This is a genomic window from Streptomyces sp. NPDC051104 (assembly GCF_040682835.1).
Classification (GTDB): domain Bacteria; phylum Actinomycetota; class Actinomycetes; order Streptomycetales; family Streptomycetaceae; genus Streptomyces; species Streptomyces cynarae.
Genome location: NZ_JBFBBS010000016.1, coordinates 128,653 through 148,676 on the forward strand (window position 1 = coordinate 128,653; position 20,024 = coordinate 148,676).

Below are 20,024 nucleotides of genomic sequence, written 5' to 3' on the forward strand. Positions count from 1 at the left end.
TCGACGCACATACGAGCGCCTCTTGATTCCATGCCGGTCCGGCGAGCTTTGCGGGGCCCGTTCCCGGCGCCACCTGACGCCGGGAACGGGCCCGCCCGACGTGCGTCAGGTCAGTGCAGGCCCTGGACCGCCGGGTCGGTGAAGCCGACGGCGAAGACCGTGCGCAGGGACGAGGTCGTCGAGCCGTTGTAGCCGTAGCAGGCGTCCAGCGTGCTCGTCGGCGTGTGCTCGTCGTAGCGCGGGTCGCTCGGGCTGTAGCAGATGCCCTCGGTCAGCCCCCACAGCTCGTCGACCTGGGTCGCGTCGAGCTTCGGCCAGTAACTCAGGGCCTGCGGCGGCCCGGCCGCCCAGTTGCCGCCGGCCGCGCAGGTCGTCCCGGCCCTGGTGTCGCCGAGCCACGTGTGGGAGTACACGCCGGGCTGGGTGCCGCAGCCCTTGTGGAAGGCGAAGTTCAGCACGCCGCGGTCGTCGGTCCAGGTCATGCCGCCCTGCAGGCCCCGGTAGCGGGAGGCCGCGTAGGCGTCCTGGATGACGGTCTTGCCGCTGGACATGTCGAGCAGCCCCGGGTAGGTCGAGGAGCTCGTCGGGTTGAGCTGGTAGCGCACCATGCGGCCGCCGTCGACGCCGCCGTACCACTCGCCGGTGACCAGCTTGTACGGGCTGCCGCCGGACTTGTCGAGGGAGAGCCAGGAGTAGCACAGGTGGTCGAGGTCGAGGCTGCCGGCGTTCGCGTCGGAGTCGCACGCGGTGGGTGTGCCCGACTGCTGGTAGTAGTGCACCTCGGGCAGGACGTACGGGTAGCCGCACGCGCTGGAGCGGCCGCCGCTGATGCCGTAGGTGCTGACGCCGGAGCCGTAGTCGTCGACCTTGGCGAGCTTGTTGATGTCGAACACCCGGATGCCGTGTGCGGTGTCCGTGACGTAGATGTAGTTGGCGTACCAGACGATGCCACCGCCATGGCCCGTGACGAACTTGAAGTTCGACGCGCTCGACGAGGTGCTGGTCGGCTCGGCGAGCAGGACGTGGCGGTACTTGCCGGTGTCACGGTCGATGAAGGTGAGCTTCAGCAGGTTGTCCGTCTTGCAGCCGCTGGAGGTCTCCCCGGACAGCGTCTCGTAGTGCCAGGAGACCGCGGCGACGTGGTCTCCCTGGACCGCGCCGTCACTGCCGTCGGCCGTACCGGTGGTGCTCAGACCCTGCGGGTACCAGTGCTGGGTGGTGTCGTCGCCGTGCGCCGACGACCAGCACCAGGCGACCTTGGTGGTCACCGGCGGCAGCGCCTTGGTCTCGTTGCCCGAGCAGGTTCGCATCGAACGCAGGTTCAGCCAGGAGTCGGTGGCGCCCGACGAGTTCGTGGTGTAGTTCGTGGTGATGACGTCCGTCAGACCGGCATGGTCCGTCAGGTAGTTGTTGTAGAGGTTGTTCGTCGCGGCGACGTAACTGGTGTCCGTCATCTTGAACTGGTCGCCGCTGAGCGTCAGCTGCGTCACCGTGGGTGTGTCCGCCGCCGTCGCCGGCTGTCCCGTCAGCCCGGCGAACAGGGCGGCCGCGGCCGCGACCACGGCCAGCTGTCTTAATCTTCCTGGGGACGCCACGCGCACCTTCCATGAAGCGAGCCGAAACATTTATCGTCTGGAGCATGCCAAACATGCAAAAACGCATAGAGCATAGTCGAGGCTGAAGGGCACGGCGCGCATGCGGCATTCGGCCCGGAATCGGTGGTGGACCACCGGAGACCGCGACCGGGACGCGCGGGCGATCGCGTGCCCGCCGTCACCCGTCCGCAGCCCACCCCGGGATCGTCGGCAGCACCTTCTGGGCGCCGCGGAGCAGCATGGCCTGTTTGACACCTATTGCACTCACAGCACTTCCCCTATACATCGTCATGACCAATGACCAGAAGGGGGAACACCATGAAATCGATCGATACGACCGGGAGAGTCGGCAGACTTCGCGCGGCCACGGCCGTGCTGGCGGCGACGGGGGCCCTGTTGGCGGGCGGAACCGTCACAGCTCGGGCAGCGGAGCAGAGCGCCACAGCGACCTGCTCCTACCCGTACGTCTGCTTCATCAGGAGCGGATCCGTCATCGGCCGGTTCAAGGACGTGACGGCGGGCTGGCAGGCCCTGCCGTCGAAGCCGAGTGCACCGCTCAGCGTGGTGAACACCCGGCATGACGACGTGGCGTACATCCGCTGGGTGGGCGGCTCCACCGCGTGCCTCCCGCCGCAGAGCACTTTCAACGTCTCCGGCGGACAGCTCGACGCCGTGCGCATTTCCAGCGCGGCAACCTGCTGACCGAACGTGAGGCCCAGGGCAGCATGCCGTCTGCCCTGGGCCCTTGGCGGTCGGGCGAGCTGTCGGCCGGCCCGAGGCCGTGGCGGCGGACCCCACGGTGACCGGCCCGCCGCAGCTGTCGCTCCTGTGATCGACGCGCATACGAGCGGCTTGCGCGGCCCAATCGGGTCAACCGCAACCTGAACAACGCTCTTCCGGACGGCCTTTCCGGCACGATGCGGCGAGGACCCGGCACTCGTGGTCCGAACCCCTCCGTCCTGGGAGGTCCGACATGACACACCGCGCAGCCGTGCTGTGCGGCGCCGCCCTGGTGGTGGCCGGGATGCTCACCGCGGTCCCTGCCGACGCGAGCACACCGCGCACCACGGGCACCGCACCGGCGGCGCCCCTCACCTGGAAGAAGTGCGGCACCACCAAGTATCCGACGCTCCAGTGCGCGACCGTCACGGTGCCGCTGGACCACGCCAACCCGCGCGGACAGCAGATCACCCTGGCGCTGTCCCGCGTTCCGCACACCGCGAAGACCTATCAGGGACCGCTGCTGGTCAACCCCGGCGGGCCCGGAGGCAGCGGTCTGGCCCTCGCCGGATACGTCGCCTCCTCGCTGCCCAAGGTGGTGGCGGCGCAGTACGACGTCATCGGCTTCGACCCGCGGGGCGTGGGAAAGAGCAAGCCGGCCCTGAACTGCACGCCCGGCTACTTCGCCCCGGTCCGCCCGGACACGATTCCCCTCACCCGTTCCCGGGAGAAGGCGAACCTGGCCCGCGTCGCCTCCTTCGCCCGGGCGTGCGCCACCAAGTACGCGGACGTGCTGCCGTACATCGACACGGTGAGCACCGCGCGCGACCTGGACGCGATCCGGCAGGCGCTGGGGGCCGAGAAGGTCAGCTACTTCGGCTACTCGTACGGGACCTACCTGGGCGCCGTCTACGCGAAGCTCTTCCCCCAGCGGGTGCGCCGTCTGGTGCTCGACTCCATTGTCGACCCCGAGGGGGTGTGGTACGAGAACAACATCCGGCAGGACTACGCCTTCAACGACCGTCACCGGGCGTTCCTGGCATGGGTGGCGCGACACGACGCGGCCTACGGGCTCGGCACCGATCCGGCCGTCGTCGAGGTCAAGTGGAGGGCGATGCGGGCGGCGCTGGCCATGAATCCGGCCGAGAAGAAGGTGGGTGCCTCGGAGTTGGAGGACACCTTCATGCCGGGCGGCTACTACGACGGCTACTGGCCGCACCTCGCCGAGGCGTTCGCGGCCTATGTGAACGACAAGGACCCCCATCCGCTGGTCGAGGCGTACAAACGCTACGGCGCGGTCGACGCCTCCGGGGACAACAACTACTCCGTCTATGCCGCGGTGCAGTGCCGTGACGCCTCCTGGCCGCGCGACTGGTCGCGGTGGCGCGCGGACACATGGGCGGTGTACGCCAAGGCGCCGTTCATGACCTGGAGCAACGCCTGGTACAACGCGCCGTGCGCGTTCTGGCCGACGGAATCGCTGCGGCCGGTGGACGTGTCCAACGACGCGCTGCCGCCGGCGCTGCTGTTCCAGGCGACCGACGACGCCGCGACACCGTACCAGGGGGGGCTGACGGCGCATCACCTGCTGCGCGACTCCAGCCTGGTGGTCGAACAGGGCGGCGGCAACCACGGCGTCACTCTGAGCGGGAACGCCTGCCTGGACAGACATCTGGCGGCTTACCTGGCCGACGGTACGGTGCCGCGCGGCGCCGGCGACATCGACGCGGTGTGCCAGAAGCTCCCCGAACCCAAGCCGCTGACCGGCAAGCCCGCGTCGCCGGAGGCGTCCGGAGCGGAGCACAGTTCGACGCTGCACGGGCTGCTGGGCTTCCACGGCTGAGCGGCCGGGGGGGCGGCGCCCGTCGGGGGCGTGGGAGGTCACTGTCAGACCCGTGGTCCACCATGGACCCATGAGCGAGCTGACCAGGATTCCCGCCCCCGACGGGGTCGCCCCCGCCGCCCCTTACTCCCACGTCGTCATGGGCACCGGCCGACTCGTCGCGATCTCCGGCCAACTCGCCCTGGACGAGGACGGCAAACCGGTCGGCGAAGGCGACCCGGCGGCACAGGCCCGGCAGGTCTTCGAGAACCTGCGCCGCTGCCTGGGGGCCGCCGGAGCCACATTCGACGACGTCGTCAAACTCACCTATTTCGTGACAGACATGGGATATATGCCCGCGACCCGCGAGGCCCGCGCCGCGCACATACCCGACGACCGGCTGCCCGCGTCGTCGGCGGTGCAGGTGGCGGCCCTGGTGCCCCCGGTGTTCCTGATGGAGATCGAGGCGTACGCGATCGAGGCGTACGCGATCGTGGCGGGCTGATCCGTGGCTCGATGGTCCCGCGCGGTGGTCACCGCCCGCCGGGGATGCGAGCCAGTGCGTGGACCGCCGCCTCCGCCAGGACCGGGTGGGCGAGGGCCTCGTTCAGGACGGGTCTGGCGCGGGGGTCGCCGAGTGCGCCCAGCCCCTCCACGCAGGCGAGCGCCACCTTGCGGTAGGGATCGTGCGGGCGGAGACGGCGCTGCAACGTGGTGATCAGCGCGGGCACGGCCTCGGGGGCGCGCAGTTCGACGAGCAGGCGTACGGGATGGAGGGCGTAGGCGACGCGGAGCTCGTTGGTGGCGAGGGCGGCCGCCGCACGGGCGGTGCGCGGGTCTCCGAGCCGGGCCAGGGCGTGGGCGGCCGACGCGCAGCGCTGCGGGTCGCGGTGGTTGAGCAGCAGGACGAGTGTCTCGAAGGACCGCCGGTCGCCCGTGACGCCGAGCCGGAAGGCGGCCAGCTCCCGGGCCCACAGCGGCTGCCCCGACTCGGTCAGCACGGCGGCCAGCTCGTCCAGGTCACCGGTCGCCACCAGCCGCTCGCAGGCCGGGGACCCGCCGCTCTCGGCCCGCACACGCTCAGTGAGTGATCGCAACGCTTCGTCCATGCTCCCGAGCCTAGGCGCGCGGCCGGTACGGCGGGACCCAGATCACAAACCCGAGGGCTGGCGCGCTCGTTACCCGCCGGTTAAGCTCAGACGAGCGAGTTACCCACTCGCGAGACTCGCGGCGGCCTGGTGACGCAGCCGTCGTGAGTGCTGGTCGGTTCGGTACATCCCGTACCTCAGTACGACTCGGCTCCGGGACAGGGCCGGTCGGTATCGCCGTTCCGGGCGTGTGCACGTCCGTGACACGGCGCCGGGCGTGTGCGCTCGTCAGCCCGGCAAGCACCCGCACTCTCCGCCCTGCGGTGCGCCCTCGGCGCACCCAGGTGCGCTCCCTCAGTCGTCACCCTCATTTCCTGGAGTCCCGCGATGGCCACTCCCTTCTCCGACACCCCCCTGTCCCCGCTCAAGACCGTTGCCGTCGTCGGCCTCGGCACCATGGGCACCGGTATCGCCGAGGTGCTCACCCGGGTCGGCCGCGAGGTCGTCGGCATCGACATCGACGAGGCCGCAGCCTCGAAGGCCGTCGCCACCCTGGAGACCGCCACCGCCCGCGCCGTCAGCCGCGGCCGCATGACCGAGCGGGAACGCGAGGACGCCCTCGCCCGCTTCCGCACCTTCACCGACCTGCGGGCCGCCGCCGACGCCGACCTGGTGATCGAGGTGGTCCCGGAGTCGTACGAGGTCAAGCAGCAGGTCTTCCGCGCCCTCGACGACATCGTGCGCCCGGACACCATCCTCGCCACCGGCACCAACGCCCTCTCCGTGACCCGGCTCGCCGCCGACTCGGCCCGCCCCGAGCGCGTCCTCGGACTGCACTTCTTCAACCCGGCCCCGGCGATGCGGCTGGTGGAGATCGTCTCGTCCGTGCTCACCGCGCCCGCGGTCGTCACCGCGGTCACCAACTTCGCCCTCGACCTCGGCAAGGAGCCCGTCGCGGTGGGCGACCGGCCCGGTTTCGTCGCCGACGGCCTGCTGTTCGGCTACCTGAACCAGGCCGCCGCGATGTACGAGTCCAAGTACGCCTCGCGCGAGGACATCGACGCCGCGATGAAGCTGGGCTGCGGGCTGCCCATGGGCCCGCTCGCCCTGCTGGACCTGATCGGCATCGACACCGCCCGCACGGTCCTGGAGGCCATGTACGCCGCCTCCCAGGACCGTCTGCACGCGCCCGCGCCGATCCTCAAGCAGCTCAGCGAGGCGGGCCTGACCGGCCGCAAGGCCGGACGCGGCTTCTACACCTACGAGGCGCCCAACAGCCCGGTCGTCGTCCGCGACGCGCTGACCCCCCTCGAGGACGACTCCCTCGTCCCGGGTCGCACGGTCCGCTCGGTCGGTGTCGCGGGCTCGGGCACGATGGCGTCCGGGATCGCCGAGGTCTTCGCCAAGGCCGGGTACGAGGTCGTGCTCGCGGCCCGAACCGAGGAGAAGGCCCAGGCCGCCAAGGCCCGTATCGGCAAGTCGCTGGCGCGCTCGGTCGACAAGGGCCGGATGACCACGGAGGCGGCCGCGCAGACGCTGGACCGGATCCGGCCGACGGGCTCCTACGACGACTTCGCGGACGTGGACCTGGCCCTGGAGGCGGTCGCCGAGGACCTGGAGGTCAAGCGGCAGCTGTTCGCCACGTTCGACAAGGTCTGCAAGCCCGGCGCGATCCTCGCCACCACCACCTCCTCGCTGCCCGTCGTCGCCTGTGCCCGCGCCACCTCGCGCCCGCAGGACGTGATCGGCATGCACTTCTTCAACCCGGCGCCGGCCATGAAGCTGGTCGAGGTCGTCCGCACGGTGCTGACGGCGGAGGACGTCCACGCGACAGTGCGCGCATTGTGCGGCTCGATCAGGAAGCACCCCGTCGACTGCGGCGACCGCGCCGGATTCATCGTCAACGCGCTGCTGTTCCCGTATCTGAACAACGCCGTGAAGATGGTGCAGGAGCACTACGCGTCCCTGGACGACATCGACGCGGCGATGAAGCTGGGCGGCGGCTACCCGATGGGTCCGTTCGAACTGCTCGACGTCGTCGGACTCGACGTCTCGCTCGCCATCGAGAAGGTGCTGCACCGGGAGTTCCGCGACCCCGGCCTGGCCCCCGCGCCGCTTCTGGAACACCTGGTGGCCGCGGGCTGCCTCGGCCGCAAGACCGGCCGCGGCTTCCGCGAATATGCCAAGCGCTGACCGGCGCGGCGACCGGCTCCACGGCGGCGCCGACTGGGGTGGACTGCTCGACCCGGCCGGTCACCCCCCGCCCGCGCGGGGCGGGGGGAACCCGGGACATGCGCACCATCCTGCGCAGATGCAGTACGTTCGGGTCATGTCCCAGCCCGCCAAGTCCTCACGTACACCAGCTACGCCCGACGCGCCGGAGAGTGCCGCCGGCTCTCGCGCCGCCGCCCAGCGGCTCAAGATGCGCCGGGAACTGGCGGCCGCGGCGATGGAGCTGTTCGCCACCAAAGGGTACGAAGCGACCACCGTCGACGAGATCGCGGCAGCCGCGGGGGTCGCCCGGCGCACCTTCTTCCGCCACTTCCGTTCCAAGGAAGAGGCGATCTTCCCGGACCACGACGACACCCTGATCCGGGCGGAGGCGGTGCTCAACGCCGCACCCGCCCACGAGCACCCGCTCGACACCGTGTGCCGCGGCATCAAGGAAGTCATGAAGATGTACGCGGCCCGGCCGGAGATCTCCGTGCAGCGCTACAAGCTGACCCGCGAGGTGCCGACGCTGCGCGAGGCGGAGATCGCCTCGGTCGCCCGCTACGAGCGCCTCTTCACCCGCTATCTCCTCGGCCACTTCGACGAGCACGCGCACGACGACGACGCGAACGACGACCCGCTGCTCGCCGAGGTCGCCGCCTCAGCGGTGGTCACCGCGCACAACCACGTACTGCGGCGCTGGCTGCGCGCGGGCGGCCAGGGAGACGTGGAGGCGCAGCTGGACCACGCCTTCGCGATCGTCCGCAAGACGTTCGGAACGGGGATCGGGGCCGGGCGGGACACCTCGCCCCGGACGGCGAAGACCTCCGCGACCACGCACGGGGAGGTGCTGGTCACCGTGGCCAGGACGGACGCGCCCCTGGACGAGGTCATGCGCACCATCGAGCAGGCGCTCAAGGAACGTTCGTAACCCCAGCTCGTTCCACGGGCCGGCCGCGGCGCAGGGAGCGGCTCGGAGCGAGGCGCGCCGCCGGCTCCGGGTCCGCTCCCCCGGTCACCGTCTGCACCACCAGGCGCCCCGTCGCCGGGCCCGGCCTCAGTCCCCGGCATGTCGTGCCCGGCGGCGAGCGCCCACCTCGCGGATGCCGGGGCACCGGGCCGGCCTGCGGCAGCCCGTCCCGGGCCATCGGGCCGGGCCCATCCACTCCTGCTCCCGGCGGTCCCAGTCGGCCCCCGGCAGATACGGGCGTGCCGCCCGCGCGATCGCCTCGATGCGGCCCTGGCGGAGACGGTCGGGGTCGCGGTCGGACTCCCTCGTCCCGGCGGCCCGCGGGCCGCTCCGACGACCCGTGGGCCGCCCTACCCGGCCTGCCTGGCCCGACCTGCTGCGACCTGGGTCTCCCTGGCGTCTACTCAACAGTAGCTTTGATCGATCATCGCTCATTTGTTACGTAAAGATTTCATCTGAGTGGACTTTCTGGCACCCAGTGCCTTGCGGGGTGACACGGGGTGCCATACGGTGATGGTGTCCGGGCGGCCGGCGTGCAGAGACCCTTCGTACGTCGGCTGTCCCCGCAAGCCCTTCGGCGAGCGCGCCCGGACGCCTGCGTCACAGGCAACTTCCGCGCCACAAAGCGCTGCCCAGCACCACCTCCGCCGAACCGACGGCACCCCTCGCACCAGCAGCAGCACACCGACGTAACCCTCAGCGTCTCCCCTCAAGACGCCATTCGCCGGAGGCACCACCGTGAAGGACATCCTGGACGCCATTCAGTCGGGGACCGCCACGTCCGCCGACTTCGCCGCCCTCCCCCTCCCCGAGTCCTACCGCGCGGTCACCGTGCACAGGGACGAGACGGAGATGTTCGCGGGCATGCCCACCCGCGACAAGGACCCCCGCAAGTCACTGCACGTGGACGAGGTCCCGCTGCCCGAGCTCGGCCCGGGCGAGGCCCTGGTGGCCGTCATGGCCTCCTCGGTCAACTACAACTCGGTGTGGACCTCGATCTTCGAGCCCCTGTCGACGTTCGGCTTCCTCGAGCGCTATGGCAAGCTCTCGCCGCTGACCAAGCGGCACGACCTGCCGTACCACATCATCGGCTCCGACCTCGCGGGCGTCGTCCTGCGCACCGGCCCCGGCGTCAACGCCTGGAAGCCCGGTGACGAGGTCGTCGCGCACTGCCTGAGCGTCGAGCTGGAGTCGCCCGACGGGCACGACGACACCATGCTCGACCCCGAGCAGCGCATCTGGGGCTTCGAGACGAACTTCGGCGGCCTCGCGGAGATCGCCCTGGTCAAGTCCAACCAGCTGATGCCGAAGCCGGACCACCTGAGCTGGGAGGAGGCCGCGGCTCCCGGCCTGGTCAACTCCACCGCGTACCGACAGCTCGTCTCGCGCAACGGCGCCCAGATGAAGCAGGGCGACAACGTCCTGATCTGGGGCGCGAGCGGCGGCCTCGGCTCGTACGCCACGCAGTTCGCGCTCGCGGGCGGCGCCACCCCGATCTGTGTCGTCTCCTCGCCGCAGAAGGCGGAGATCTGCCGCAAGATGGGCGCCGAGCTGATCATCGACCGCAACGCGGAGGACTACCGGTTCTGGAAGGACGAGAACACCCAGGACCCCAAGGAGTGGAAGCGCTTCGGCAAGCGCATCCGTGACCTCACGGGCGGCGAGGACGTCGACATCGTCTTCGAACACCCCGGCCGCGAGACCTTCGGCGCCTCGGTGTACGTCACGCGCAAGGGCGGCACGATCGTCACCTGCGCCTCCACGTCCGGCTACATGCACCAGTACGACAACCGCTACCTGTGGATGTCGCTGAAGCGGATCGTCGGATCGCACTTCGCCAACTACCGCGAGGCGTACGAGGCCAACCGGCTCATCGCCAAGGGCAAGATCCACCCGACGCTGTCGAAGGTGTACTCCCTGGAGGACACCGGCCAGGCCGCCCACGACGTCCACCGCAACGTCCACCAGGGCAAGGTCGGCGTCCTGTGCCTCGCGCCCGAGGAGGGCCTGGGCGTGCGCGACCACGAGATGCGCGCCAAGCACATCGACGCGATCAACCGCTTCCGGAACGTCTGAGGCGACGGAGGTCTTCCATGACTGAGCGTCAACCCGCCGAAAGGCGGGAGACCGCGCCTGCGGCGCAGGGCGCGCCGCCCGCGGCTGAGCCGCTGGTGGATGCTGCGAAAGAGACGAAGACAAGGGAGCGCAGCGACCGCGGGCCGAGGAACGTCGACACCGGCATACAGCGCCCTGCGCCGCAGGCGCAAAAAGACAGGGACCGGCCGTGGCTCATGCGGACCTACGCCGGTCACTCCACGGCCGAGGCGTCCAACGAACTGTACCGGCGCAACCTCGCCAAGGGACAGACGGGTCTGTCGGTGGCGTTCGACCTGCCGACGCAGACCGGCTACGACCCCGACCACATCCTCGCCCGCGGCGAGGTCGGCCGGGTCGGGGTCCCCGTCGCGCACCTCGGTGACATGCGCCGGCTGTTCCAGGACATCCCCCTGGAGCAGATGAACACCTCGATGACCATCAACGCCACGGCCATGTGGCTGCTGGCGCTCTACCAGGTCGTCGCGGAGGAGCAGGGCGCGGACATCACCAAGCTCCAGGGGACGACCCAGAACGACATCGTCAAGGAGTACCTGTCCCGCGGGACGCACGTCTTCCCGCCGGGACCGTCCCTCCGCCTGACGACGGACATGATCGCGTACACGGTCTCCCACATCCCGAAGTGGAACCCGATCAACATCTGCAGCTACCACCTGCAGGAGGCGGGCGCCACGCCGGTCCAGGAGATCGCGTACGCGATGTCCACCGCGATCGCCGTCCTCGACGCCGTCCGCGACTCCGGCCAGGTGCCGCAGGAGCGCATGGGTGATGTCGTCGGCCGTATCTCCTTCTTCGTGAACGCGGGCGTCCGCTTCGTCGAGGAGATGTGCAAGATGCGGGCCTTCGGCCGCATCTGGGACAGGATCACGCGCGAGCGGTACGGCATCGAGGACCCCAAGCACCGCCGCTTCCGCTACGGCGTCCAGGTCAACTCGCTCGGCCTGACCGAGGCGCAGCCGGAGAACAACGTCCAGCGGATCGTGCTGGAGATGCTGGCCGTCACCCTGTCCAAGGACGCACGCGCGCGTGCCGTGCAGCTTCCGGCCTGGAACGAGGCGCTGGGCCTGCCCCGCCCCTGGGACCAGCAGTGGTCGCTGCGCATCCAGCAGGTGCTGGCGTACGAGAGCGACCTGCTGGAGTACGACGACATCTTCGAGGGCTCGAAGGTGATCGAGGCGAAGGTGGGCGAGTTGGTCGAGGCGGCGCTCGCCGAGATCGACCACATCCAGGAGATGGGCGGCGCGATGGCCGCCGTCGAGTCCGGCTACCTCAAGTCGCAGCTGGTCGCCTCGCACGCGGCGCGCCGGGCCCGTATCGAGTCGGGCCAGGAGAAGATCGTCGGCGTCAACATATTCGAGGGGACCGAGCCCAACCCGCTGACGGCCGACCTGGACACCGCGATCCAGACGGTCGACCCGGCGGTCGAGGCCCGTGTCATCGAGTCGCTGCAGCGCTGGCGTGACACTCGCTACCAGCCGCCCTTCAACCACCCGCGCCCCTGCAAGGCGCTGGAGCGGCTGAAGGAGGCCGCCAAGGGCACCGAGAACCTCATGGAGGCCACCCTGGAGTGCGCCCGCGCCGGGGTCACGACCGGCGAGTGGGCCGGGGCCCTGCGCGAGGTGTTCGGCGAGTTCCGCGCCCCGACCGGCGTGTCTTCCGCGCCCGTCGCGGTGGCCGCCGAGGAGGGCACCAAGCTGGCGGAGGTGCGCCGCAGGGTGGACGCCACCGCCCGCGACCTCGGCGTCGGCAAGCTCCGCTTCCTGGTCGGCAAGCCGGGCCTGGACGGGCACTCCAACGGCGCCGAGCAGATCGCCGTGCGGGCCCGTGACGCCGGGTTCGAGGTGGTCTACCAGGGCATCCGGCTCACTCCCGAGCAGATCGTGGACGCGGCCCTCGCCGAGGACGTCCACGCGGTGGGCCTGTCCATCCTGTCCGGCTCGCACGCCCAGCTGGTGCCGGACGTGCTGGAGCGGCTGCGCGAGGCCGGCGCGGCCGACATCCCGGTGATCGCCGGCGGGATCATCCCGAACGGCGACGCCGAGCAGCTCAGGGCCGCTGGAGTGGCCGCGGTCTTCACCCCGAAGGACTTCGACATCACCGGGATCATCGGCCGTATCGTCGACGAGATCCGGAAAGCGAACAAGCTCGACCCCCTGGAGGTCCCCGCATGACCACGCCTGTCAACCGCCTTCGCCCGCGGCGCTCCTGCCTGGCCGTGCCGGGCTCGAACCCCCGCTTCCTGGAGAAGGCGCAGGGCCTCCCCGCCGACCAGGTCTTCCTGGACCTGGAGGACGCGTGCGCGCCGCTCGCCAAGCCGGAGGCGCGGCACACCATCGTCAAGTTCCTCAACGAGGGCGACTGGACGGGCAAGACCAGGGTGGTCCGGGTCAACGACTGGACGACCGAGTGGACGTACCGGGACGTCGTGACGGTGGTCGAGGGCGCGGGCCCGAACCTCGACTGCATCATGCTGCCGAAGGTGCAGAGCGCCGAGCAGATCGTCGCCCTGGACCTTCTGCTCACGCAGATCGAGAAGACGATGGGCTTCGAGGTCGGCCGCATCGGCATCGAGGCGCAGATCGAGAACGCCCAGGGCCTCAACAACGTCAACGCGATCGCGCAGGCGTCCCCGCGCATCGAGACGATCATCTTCGGCCCGGCCGACTTCATGGCGTCGATCAACATGAAGTCGCTGGTCGTGGGCGAGCAGCCGCCCGGCTACCCGGCGGACGCCTACCACTACATCCTGATGAAGATCCTCATGGCCGCCCGCGCCAACAACCTCCAGGCGATCGACGGCCCCTACCTGCAGATCCGCAACGTCGACGGTTTCCGCGAGGTCGCCGACCGCGCCGCCGCGCTCGGCTTCGACGGCAAGTGGGTGCTCCACCCGGGTCAGGTCGACGCCGCCAACGAGGTGTTCTCGCCCTCTCAGGAGGACTACGACCACGCCGAGCTGATCCTGGACGCGTACGACTACTACACGTCCGAGGCGGGCGGCAAGAAGGGCTCCGCGATGCTCGGCGACGAGATGATCGACGAGGCCAGCCGCAAGATGGCCCTGGTCATCGCGGGCAAGGGGCGCGCCGCCGGCATGCAGCGCACCAGCAAGTTCGAGATCCCGGAGGCGTGAGCGGCATGCAGTTCGGACGGACCTACGAGGAGTTCGAGGTCGGGGCGACGTACAAGCACTGGCCGGGCAAGACGGTCACCGAGTACGACGACCACCTGTTCTGTCTCCTCACCATGAACCACCACCCGCTCCACATGGACACGAACTATGCGGAGAAGACGACGGACTTCGGCAGGAACGTCGTCGTGGGCAACTACATCTACTCGCTGCTGCTCGGCATGTCCGTGCCGGACATCTCCGGCAAGGCGATCGCCAACCTGGAGATCGAGTCGCTCAAGCACGTGGCGCCGACCTTCCACGGCGACACGATCTACGGCGAGACGACCGTGCTCGACAAGTGGCCCTCGAAGTCGAAGAACGACCGCGGCATCGTCCACGTCGAGACCAAGGGCTACAAGCAGGACGGCACCCTCGTGTGCGTGTTCCGCCGCAAGGTGATGGTGCCGACCGAGACGTACATCAAGGAGCGCGGCGGCGAGCAGCCCGGCCGCCCGGAACTGAAGCAGCAGGAGAAGTAGGCCATGGCCCGTCTCGCCCAGACCGCCGGTCTGACCGACGTCCAGCAGGAGATCCTCTCGACGGTCCGTGATTTTGTCGACAAAGAGATCATCCCGGTCGCGACCGAGCTGGAGCACCGCGACGAGTACCCGCAGCAGATCGTCGACGGGCTCAAGGAGCTGGGCCTGTTCGGTCTGATGATCCCCGAGGAGTACGGGGGTCTGGGCGAGTCGCTCCTGACCTACGCGCTGTGCGTGGAGGAGATCGCCCGGGGCTGGATGTCGGTGTCCGGCATCATCAACACGCACTTCATCGTGGCGTACATGCTCAAACAGCACGGCACGCAGGAGCAGAAGGACTACTTCCTGCCGAAGATGGCGCTCGGCGAGATCCGGGGCGCCTTCTCGATGTCGGAGCCGGGGCTCGGCTCCGATGTGTCGGCGATCACGTCGAAGGCGGTCAAGGACGGCGACGAGTACGTCCTGACCGGCCAGAAGATGTGGCTGACGAACGGTGGCACGTCCTCGCTCGTCGCCGTTCTCGTCCGGAGTGACGAAGGCCACCCCGAGGGCACCGCGCCCCACAAGTCGATGACGACCTTCCTCGTGGAGAAGGAGCCCGGATTCGGCGAGGTCCGCCCCGGCCTCACCATCCCCGGGAAGATCGACAAGATGGGCTACAAGGGGGTCGACACCACCGAGCTCATCATGGACGGCCTGCGCATTCCGGCCAATCGGGTGCTCGGCGGGGTCACCGGCCGGGGCTTCTACCAGATGATGGACGGCGTCGAGGTCGGCCGGGTGAACGTCGCGGCGCGTGGCTGCGGGGTCGCTCAGCGTGCCTTCGAGCTCGGCGTGTCGTACGCGCAGCAGCGGCACACCTTCGGCAAGCCGATCGCCCAGCACCAGGCCATCCAGTTCAAACTGGCGGAAATGGCCACCAAGGTCGAGGCGGCGCATGCCATGATGGTGAACGCGGCACGCAAAAAGGACTCCGGTGAACGAAACGACCTCGAGGCAGGGATGGCGAAGTACCTCGCCTCCGAGTACTGCAAGGAGGTCGTGGAGGACGCCTTCCGGATCCACGGCGGCTACGGCTTCTCCAAGGAGTACGAGATCGAGCGCCTCTACCGTGAGGCCCCGATGCTGCTGATCGGTGAGGGTACCGCCGAAATCCAGAAAATGATCATCGGTCGCCGACTGCTCGAAGAGTATCGACTCCAGGGTTAGATATGCCGATACGGGGTGTTTTCTTCGCGAAGAAGATCACACCCCGTCAACACTCTTCGGCCGCCGACTCGGCCTTCTGGCTTGCCCAGTTGTGGTCCGCGACCGGTACGATCGGCCGGAAAGCCGCCGTCCCCCGTTGAAGCGCGGCATCACCCGTTACGAAGGTCATCCATGCCCCACAGCCAAACCTCTGCACCACGCGGCCGGGTCCGCCTCGCGCGCGGAGCATCGCCGTGGCTTCTCCCGACCGTTGCCACCGCAGCCCTCAGCCTGGCCCGCGCGCGCCGCTCCGGCGCCGCGAAGGCCGTGGCCGTGCCCGCCACCGCACTCGCGGCGGGCATGCTGTGGTTCTTCCGCGACCCGGAGCGCGAGATCACCCAGGGCCGGGTCATCTCGCCCGCCGACGGTGTGGTGCAGAGCATCATGCCGTGGAAGGACGGCCGCACCCGCGTCGCGATCTTCATGAGCCCGCTGAACGTCCACGTGAACCGTGCGCCGCTGGCCGGCACGGTCACGTCGGTCGAGCACATCCCGGGCGGTTTCGTTCCCGCTTTCAACAAGGAGAGCGAGAACAACGAGCGTGTCGTCTGGCACTTCGACACGGAGCTCGGCGACATCGAGATGATCCAGATCGCCGGCGCGGTAGCCCGCCGCATCGTCCCCTACGTCCCGCAGGGCACGAAGGTGGAGCAGGGCGACCGTATCGGCCTGATCCGCTTCGGCTCGCGTGTCGACATCTACCTCCCCGAGGGTGTCGAGATCGCGGTGGAGGTCGGCCAGAAGACCGTGGCTGGGGTGACGCGCCTTGACCGTGATTGATCCCGATACCCAGTCCGGCTGGGTGCCGGAGGCCGACGAGGTGGACGACGAGGAGGAGATGCCCCTCTCGCTCCGCCTCTCAATAGCGGACACGCTCACCCTCGGCAACGCCACGTGCGGGTTCATGGCGGTGTACTTCACCACCACCGGGATCCTCATCCCGCACCTGACGGGCAACGACGAGTCGGCGGGCATGGCGCGGCACAGCGCGGCCACGGCGGTCATCCTGATGCTGTGCGCGGCGGTCTTCGACCTGTTCGACGGCCTGGTGGCGAGGAAGCTGCGGTCGTCGCCGATGGGCGCCGAGCTGGACAACCTCTCGGACCTGATCAGCTTCGGCCTGGCGCCGGCGTACTTCGTGCTGGTCTACGGCATGGTGGCGGACGACGCGCACCAGAGGGTGGCGGCGGTCGGCGCGATCGTGGTGCTGCTGGCGGTGGTGCTTCGCCTTGCGCGCTTCTCGTGCGTGACGATGAAGGACGGGATGTTCCAGGGGATGCCGTCGCCGTTCGGCGCGCTGACGGTCGTCTCGATCGTCCTGCTGGAGCTGCCGTTCTTCGCCACGCTGCTGGCGATCCTGGGGACGGCGTGGCTGATGGTGAGCCGGGTGGAGTACCCGAAGCCGCGGGGCCGGCTCGCGGTGGCGATGCTGTCGTGGATCGTCCTGTCGATGGGGCTGCTGGCGGCGTGGGCCTTCGACGCGCCGAGCGGTCAGCTGCTGCTGCAGACGGGCTGCGCGCTGCAGCTGGTCATGGGCGCGGTGATCCCGCTGTTCGCCACGGCACGCCGGGTGAACAACTTCCGCGACAACCGCCGGGAGGCGCGGGCGGCGCAGTTGCCGTAGCGCGCGACGCTGCGCTGCGCTTGGCGGAGGGCCCCGAACCGGGTTGGTTCGGGGCCCTCCGCATTGGTGCCCGGGGTGTACCTGGGGGTTGTCTCGCCCCCGCCGCCCCTACCCTTCCCGTCCTCCAGGGGCTGCGCCCCTTCAACCTCGCCGGGGCTCCGCCCCCGCACCCCGCCGGGGCTCCGCCCCAGTCCCCATCCGGGGGCCAGCCCCTGGACCCCCGCTTCTCGAACGCCGGAGGGACTGATTTTCCCCGGTCGGCATGATTCAGCCCGTCCGGCGATTGAGGACGAGGCCGTAGGCCGACCAGCGGGGCTCTGGGGGCGCAGCCCCCAGGAACAGGCAGTAGGGGCGGCGGGACGCAACCCGCCCCGCCTCAGCCCAGGTGGTCCCGCGCGATCCTTTCCGCCACCCGCTCCAGGATGGGCCCCGCGTCCGCGATGCACCGCGCCACGTCCGGCTCCACCTCCGTCAGGGGGTAGGCCCGCCCGATGCCCGCCCTCTCCAGCGCCTCCGGCGGCAGGGCCAGGCGGCCGCAGACCGCCACGACCTCCTTGCTCGCCGCTCGCGCCGCCGCCGCGACCCCCGCCGGGGCCTTCCCGTGCAGTGTCTGCTCGTCCAGCGAGCCCTCGCCCGTGACCACCAACGAGGCCCGCTCCAGCGCCGGCGCGAAGCCCAGGACGTCCAGCATCACCTCGATGCCGGGGCGGAACCGCGCGCCTAGGAGCAGGGCCCCGTACCCGATGCCGCCCGCGGCCCCGGCCCCCGGCGCCACCGCGTACTCCGCGGCCCGCGCGCCGACCGCCTCCTCCAGCACCTTCGCGCAGTGCGCGAGCGCCGCGTCCAGCGTCTCCACATCGTCCGGCGAAGCCCCCTTCTGCGGTCCGTACACGGCCGGGGCGCCCTTCGGCCCCGTCAGCGGGTTGTCCACATCGCTCGCGAGGATCAGGTCGACCGAGGCCAGCCGCGGATCCAGGCCCGACAGGTCGGCACGGGCCAGACCCGCCAGTCCCCCGCCCCCGGGCGGCACCGGCTCCCCCTCCGCGTCCAGGAACCGCGCCCCGAGCGCGGTCAGCATCCCCGCGCCCCCGTCCGTCGTCGCGCTCCCGCCGACCCCGAACACGATCGTCCGCGCCCCCGCGTCCAGCGCGGCCCGCAGCAGCTCACCGGACCCGTACGTCGACGCCGTCAGCGGCGCGAAGACCCCGGCCGGCAGCCGCTGCAACCCGCTCGCCTCCGCCATCTCCACGACCGCCGTGTCGCCGCGCAGCGCGAACGCCGCCGTCACCTCGTGCCCGAGCGGCCCCGCGACCCGCACCTCACGTCGTTCGAACCCGGCCGCGACCGCCGCGGCCACCGTCCCGTCGCCCCCGTCGGCCACGGGCAGCGCCTCCACCTCGAGGTCCGGCACGACTCTGCGCAGCCCCGTGGTCACCCGCTCCGCGACCTGGACGGCCGTCAGCGACCCCTTGAACTTGTCCGCGGCGATGAGCACCCGCTGTGCCGATCGCGTGTCGTCCACTGCAGCGTCCGCCACCTGCAATCCCCTCGCTCTCCGAGCCCCGCGCACGTCGAACACGCCGGGGCAGTCGCGCCGCTGTGACCCTAACCGCACCGCACCTGCCCCGTCATGCCCCGTCCGGCCCCCGGAATCCGCGCGAGCGCCCCCGGAATCGGGTAGACCTTCAGCCATGACCCCTGTGGGCACCGATCTCGCGGACCGCGTCCTCGGCGGCTGGCTGGGCCGGATCGCCGGCAACATGCTCGGCAAGCCGGTCGAGCGGGGCGATGTGTGGACGCGGGAGCGCATCGACCGTTATCTGCGGCAGGCCTCGGCGCTGCCGCTCACCGACTACCTGCCCGAGCCCGCCACCGATAGCGACGCCCTCGACCTGCGCCCCGAGTGGCGCCAGTGCGTACGCGGCCGCATCCACGGCAGCTGCCGCGACGACGACGTCGACTACGCCGTCCTGGGCCTGGACCTGCTGGAGACGCACGGCTTCGGCTTCAGCACCGAGCAGGTCGGTGACCAGTGGCTGCTCAGGCTGCCGTATCTGCAGACCTTCACGGCCGAGCGGGCCGCCTACCGCAATCTCGCGGGCGGCCTCAAACCCCCGCTGACGGCCACTTACGACAACCCCTACCAGGAGTGGATCGGCGCCCTGATCCGCGCCGACGTCTACGGCTGGACCTGCCCGGGCGTCCCGCGCCGCGCCGCCTCGCTGGCCCGCCGGGACGCGGTCCTGTCCCACACCGGGAACGGGGTGTACGGGGCGATGTGGGCGGCCGCGCTGATCTCGGCGGCGTTCACCGCGCCCACCGTCCGGCACGCCCTCGACACCGCGCTGACAGTGATCCCCGCGAGCAGCCGCCTCGCCCGCACCGTACGCCGGGTGATCTCGCTCCACGAGACCCGGCTGAGCTGGGAGGAGACGCTGGACGCGGTATCGGGGGAGACCGCCGGGCTCGGCTGGATCCACACCGTTCCGAACGCGGGGGTCCTCACGGCCGGGCTGTTGTACGGCGACGGCGACTTCACCCGCACGATCGCGCTGACCGTGCGCGGCGGCCTGGACACCGACTCCAACGGCGCGACCGCGGGCTCGGTCGCGGGCGTCCTCACCGGCGCGGAAGCCATCCCCGCGCGGTGGAAGGACCCCCTGGAGGACACGGTCCGCAGCGCCGTCTTCGGCTTCGACGGTGTCCGCATCAGCGAGCTGGCGGAACGGACCCTGCGGCTCGTCGAAGCCGAGGCCGCCTGATCCGGCCGGCAGACGCAGAAATCCGACCCGAGATCAAGACTGCTGTGCACCGTGCGGGTCCAAGCAGGAGGTCCCAACTCCCTTATGAGTTGGGGCCGTTGATTCTGAGCGGCGACACTGATCGCTAGTGCCGCGGCAGGCAACGTTTGCCCGTCAAGGAGCGGCGTCCGGTGCGTGCTCTGGGGGTACCCCCTGCTCGAAGAGCTTGGGGGAGTGCC

General features: G+C 70.2%; 16 protein-coding genes. 13 read left to right on the forward strand and 3 right to left on the reverse strand.

The genetic code is table 11. From position 1 onward, the window contains the following. Positions 1-110: 110 nt before the first annotated feature. A complete protein-coding gene (locus AB0N14_RS22745) occupies positions 111-1,595 on the reverse strand; it encodes a hypothetical protein (protein ID WP_366027526.1) in 1,485 nt (494 codons plus the stop codon). 318 nt (positions 1,596-1,913) lie between these two features. Between AB0N14_RS22745 and AB0N14_RS22750 the strand changes: the two genes are divergently transcribed. The 3 genes from AB0N14_RS22750 (at position 1,914) to AB0N14_RS22760 (ending at position 4,642) form a co-directional block, all read left to right on the forward strand. Beyond that, the gene (locus tag AB0N14_RS22750; protein WP_366027527.1) at positions 1,914-2,297 is read left to right on the forward strand and encodes a hypothetical protein; all 384 of its coding nucleotides are present in this window, start codon (positions 1,914-1,916) and stop codon (positions 2,295-2,297) included. 271 nt (positions 2,298-2,568) lie between these two features. Beyond that, entirely contained in the window at positions 2,569-4,158 is a 1,590-nt protein-coding gene (locus AB0N14_RS22755; protein ID WP_366027528.1) for an alpha/beta hydrolase, read from the forward strand. A 70-nt stretch (positions 4,159-4,228) separates the two neighbouring features. Further along, the gene (locus tag AB0N14_RS22760) at positions 4,229-4,642 is read left to right on the forward strand and encodes a RidA family protein (RefSeq protein WP_366027529.1); all 414 of its coding nucleotides are present in this window, start codon (positions 4,229-4,231) and stop codon (positions 4,640-4,642) included. 28 nt (positions 4,643-4,670) lie between these two features. Here AB0N14_RS22760 and AB0N14_RS22765 read toward each other — a convergent pair whose 3' ends face one another. Beyond that, positions 4,671-5,246 (reverse strand): adenylosuccinate lyase, encoded by a 576-nt coding sequence (locus AB0N14_RS22765; RefSeq protein ID WP_366027530.1) that lies wholly within the window; start codon positions 5,244-5,246, stop codon positions 4,671-4,673. A 366-nt stretch (positions 5,247-5,612) separates the two neighbouring features. Here AB0N14_RS22765 and AB0N14_RS22770 point away from each other — a divergent pair, with 366 nt between their 5' ends. From AB0N14_RS22770 to pssA, 9 genes are all read left to right on the forward strand, one after another. Beyond that, entirely contained in the window at positions 5,613-7,418 is a 1,806-nt protein-coding gene (locus tag AB0N14_RS22770) for a 3-hydroxybutyryl-CoA dehydrogenase (RefSeq protein WP_366027531.1), read from the forward strand. Between the two features lie 136 nt (positions 7,419-7,554). After that, positions 7,555-8,367, forward strand: a complete 813-nt coding sequence (locus AB0N14_RS22775; protein WP_366027532.1) for a TetR family transcriptional regulator — start codon at positions 7,555-7,557, stop codon at positions 8,365-8,367. A 777-nt stretch (positions 8,368-9,144) separates the two neighbouring features. Then, positions 9,145-10,482 (forward strand): crotonyl-CoA carboxylase/reductase, encoded by a 1,338-nt coding sequence (gene ccrA / locus AB0N14_RS22780; protein ID WP_366027533.1) that lies wholly within the window; start codon positions 9,145-9,147, stop codon positions 10,480-10,482. 164 nt (positions 10,483-10,646) lie between these two features. Continuing rightward, positions 10,647-12,692 carry a protein meaA gene (locus AB0N14_RS22785; RefSeq protein ID WP_366027544.1) on the forward strand — a complete coding sequence of 682 codons (2,046 nt, stop codon included), beginning with the start codon at positions 10,647-10,649 and terminating at the stop codon, positions 12,690-12,692. Next, on the forward strand, positions 12,689-13,654 hold the full coding sequence (locus AB0N14_RS22790) for a CoA ester lyase (protein ID WP_366027534.1): 966 nt from the start codon (positions 12,689-12,691) through the stop codon (positions 13,652-13,654). Before AB0N14_RS22785 ends, AB0N14_RS22790 begins: the two co-directional genes overlap by 4 nt. 5 nt (positions 13,655-13,659) lie before the next feature. Beyond that, positions 13,660-14,172 (forward strand): MaoC family dehydratase, encoded by a 513-nt coding sequence (locus tag AB0N14_RS22795; protein ID WP_366027535.1) that lies wholly within the window; start codon positions 13,660-13,662, stop codon positions 14,170-14,172. Between the two features lie 3 nt (positions 14,173-14,175). Further along, entirely contained in the window at positions 14,176-15,381 is a 1,206-nt protein-coding gene (locus tag AB0N14_RS22800; RefSeq protein WP_366027536.1) for an acyl-CoA dehydrogenase family protein, read from the forward strand. A 171-nt stretch (positions 15,382-15,552) separates the two neighbouring features. Continuing rightward, positions 15,553-16,200: a phosphatidylserine decarboxylase gene (locus AB0N14_RS22805; RefSeq protein ID WP_200418028.1), complete on the forward strand. Its 648-nt coding sequence runs from the start codon at positions 15,553-15,555 to the stop codon at positions 16,198-16,200. 22 nt (positions 16,201-16,222) lie between these two features. Next, on the forward strand, positions 16,223-17,044 hold the full coding sequence (gene pssA / locus AB0N14_RS22810) for a CDP-diacylglycerol--serine O-phosphatidyltransferase (protein WP_366027545.1): 822 nt from the start codon (positions 16,223-16,225) through the stop codon (positions 17,042-17,044). A gap of 376 nt (positions 17,045-17,420) precedes the next feature. Here the strand turns inward: pssA and AB0N14_RS22815 are convergent, their stop codons facing one another. After that, positions 17,421-18,539, reverse strand: a complete 1,119-nt coding sequence (locus AB0N14_RS22815; RefSeq protein ID WP_366027546.1) for a glycerate kinase — start codon at positions 18,537-18,539, stop codon at positions 17,421-17,423. Between the two features lie 196 nt (positions 18,540-18,735). On the opposite strand from AB0N14_RS22815, the gene AB0N14_RS22820 reads away from it, so the two are divergent. After that, the gene (locus AB0N14_RS22820) at positions 18,736-19,806 is read left to right on the forward strand and encodes an ADP-ribosylglycohydrolase family protein (protein ID WP_366027537.1); all 1,071 of its coding nucleotides are present in this window, start codon (positions 18,736-18,738) and stop codon (positions 19,804-19,806) included. The last annotated feature ends 218 nt before the right edge of the window (positions 19,807-20,024 follow it).

Coding starts and splice junctions, on each gene's coding strand:
- AB0N14_RS22795 (WP_366027535.1), top strand. CDS start 13,660: ATGCAGTTCGGACGGACCTACGAGGAGTTCGAGGTCGGGGCGACGTAC.
- AB0N14_RS22800 (WP_366027536.1), top strand. CDS start 14,176: ATGGCCCGTCTCGCCCAGACCGCCGGTCTGACCGACGTCCAGCAGGAG.
- AB0N14_RS22805 (WP_200418028.1), top strand. CDS start 15,553: ATGCCCCACAGCCAAACCTCTGCACCACGCGGCCGGGTCCGCCTCGCG.
- AB0N14_RS22820 (WP_366027537.1), top strand. CDS start 18,736: ATGACCCCTGTGGGCACCGATCTCGCGGACCGCGTCCTCGGCGGCTGG.
- AB0N14_RS22760 (WP_366027529.1), top strand. CDS start 4,229: ATGAGCGAGCTGACCAGGATTCCCGCCCCCGACGGGGTCGCCCCCGCC.
- AB0N14_RS22770 (WP_366027531.1), top strand. CDS start 5,613: ATGGCCACTCCCTTCTCCGACACCCCCCTGTCCCCGCTCAAGACCGTT.
- AB0N14_RS22750 (WP_366027527.1), top strand. CDS start 1,914: ATGAAATCGATCGATACGACCGGGAGAGTCGGCAGACTTCGCGCGGCC.
- AB0N14_RS22765 (WP_366027530.1), bottom strand. CDS start 5,246: ATGGACGAAGCGTTGCGATCACTCACTGAGCGTGTGCGGGCCGAGAGC.
- AB0N14_RS22755 (WP_366027528.1), top strand. CDS start 2,569: ATGACACACCGCGCAGCCGTGCTGTGCGGCGCCGCCCTGGTGGTGGCC.
- AB0N14_RS22775 (WP_366027532.1), top strand. CDS start 7,555: ATGTCCCAGCCCGCCAAGTCCTCACGTACACCAGCTACGCCCGACGCG.
- AB0N14_RS22790 (WP_366027534.1), top strand. CDS start 12,689: ATGACCACGCCTGTCAACCGCCTTCGCCCGCGGCGCTCCTGCCTGGCC.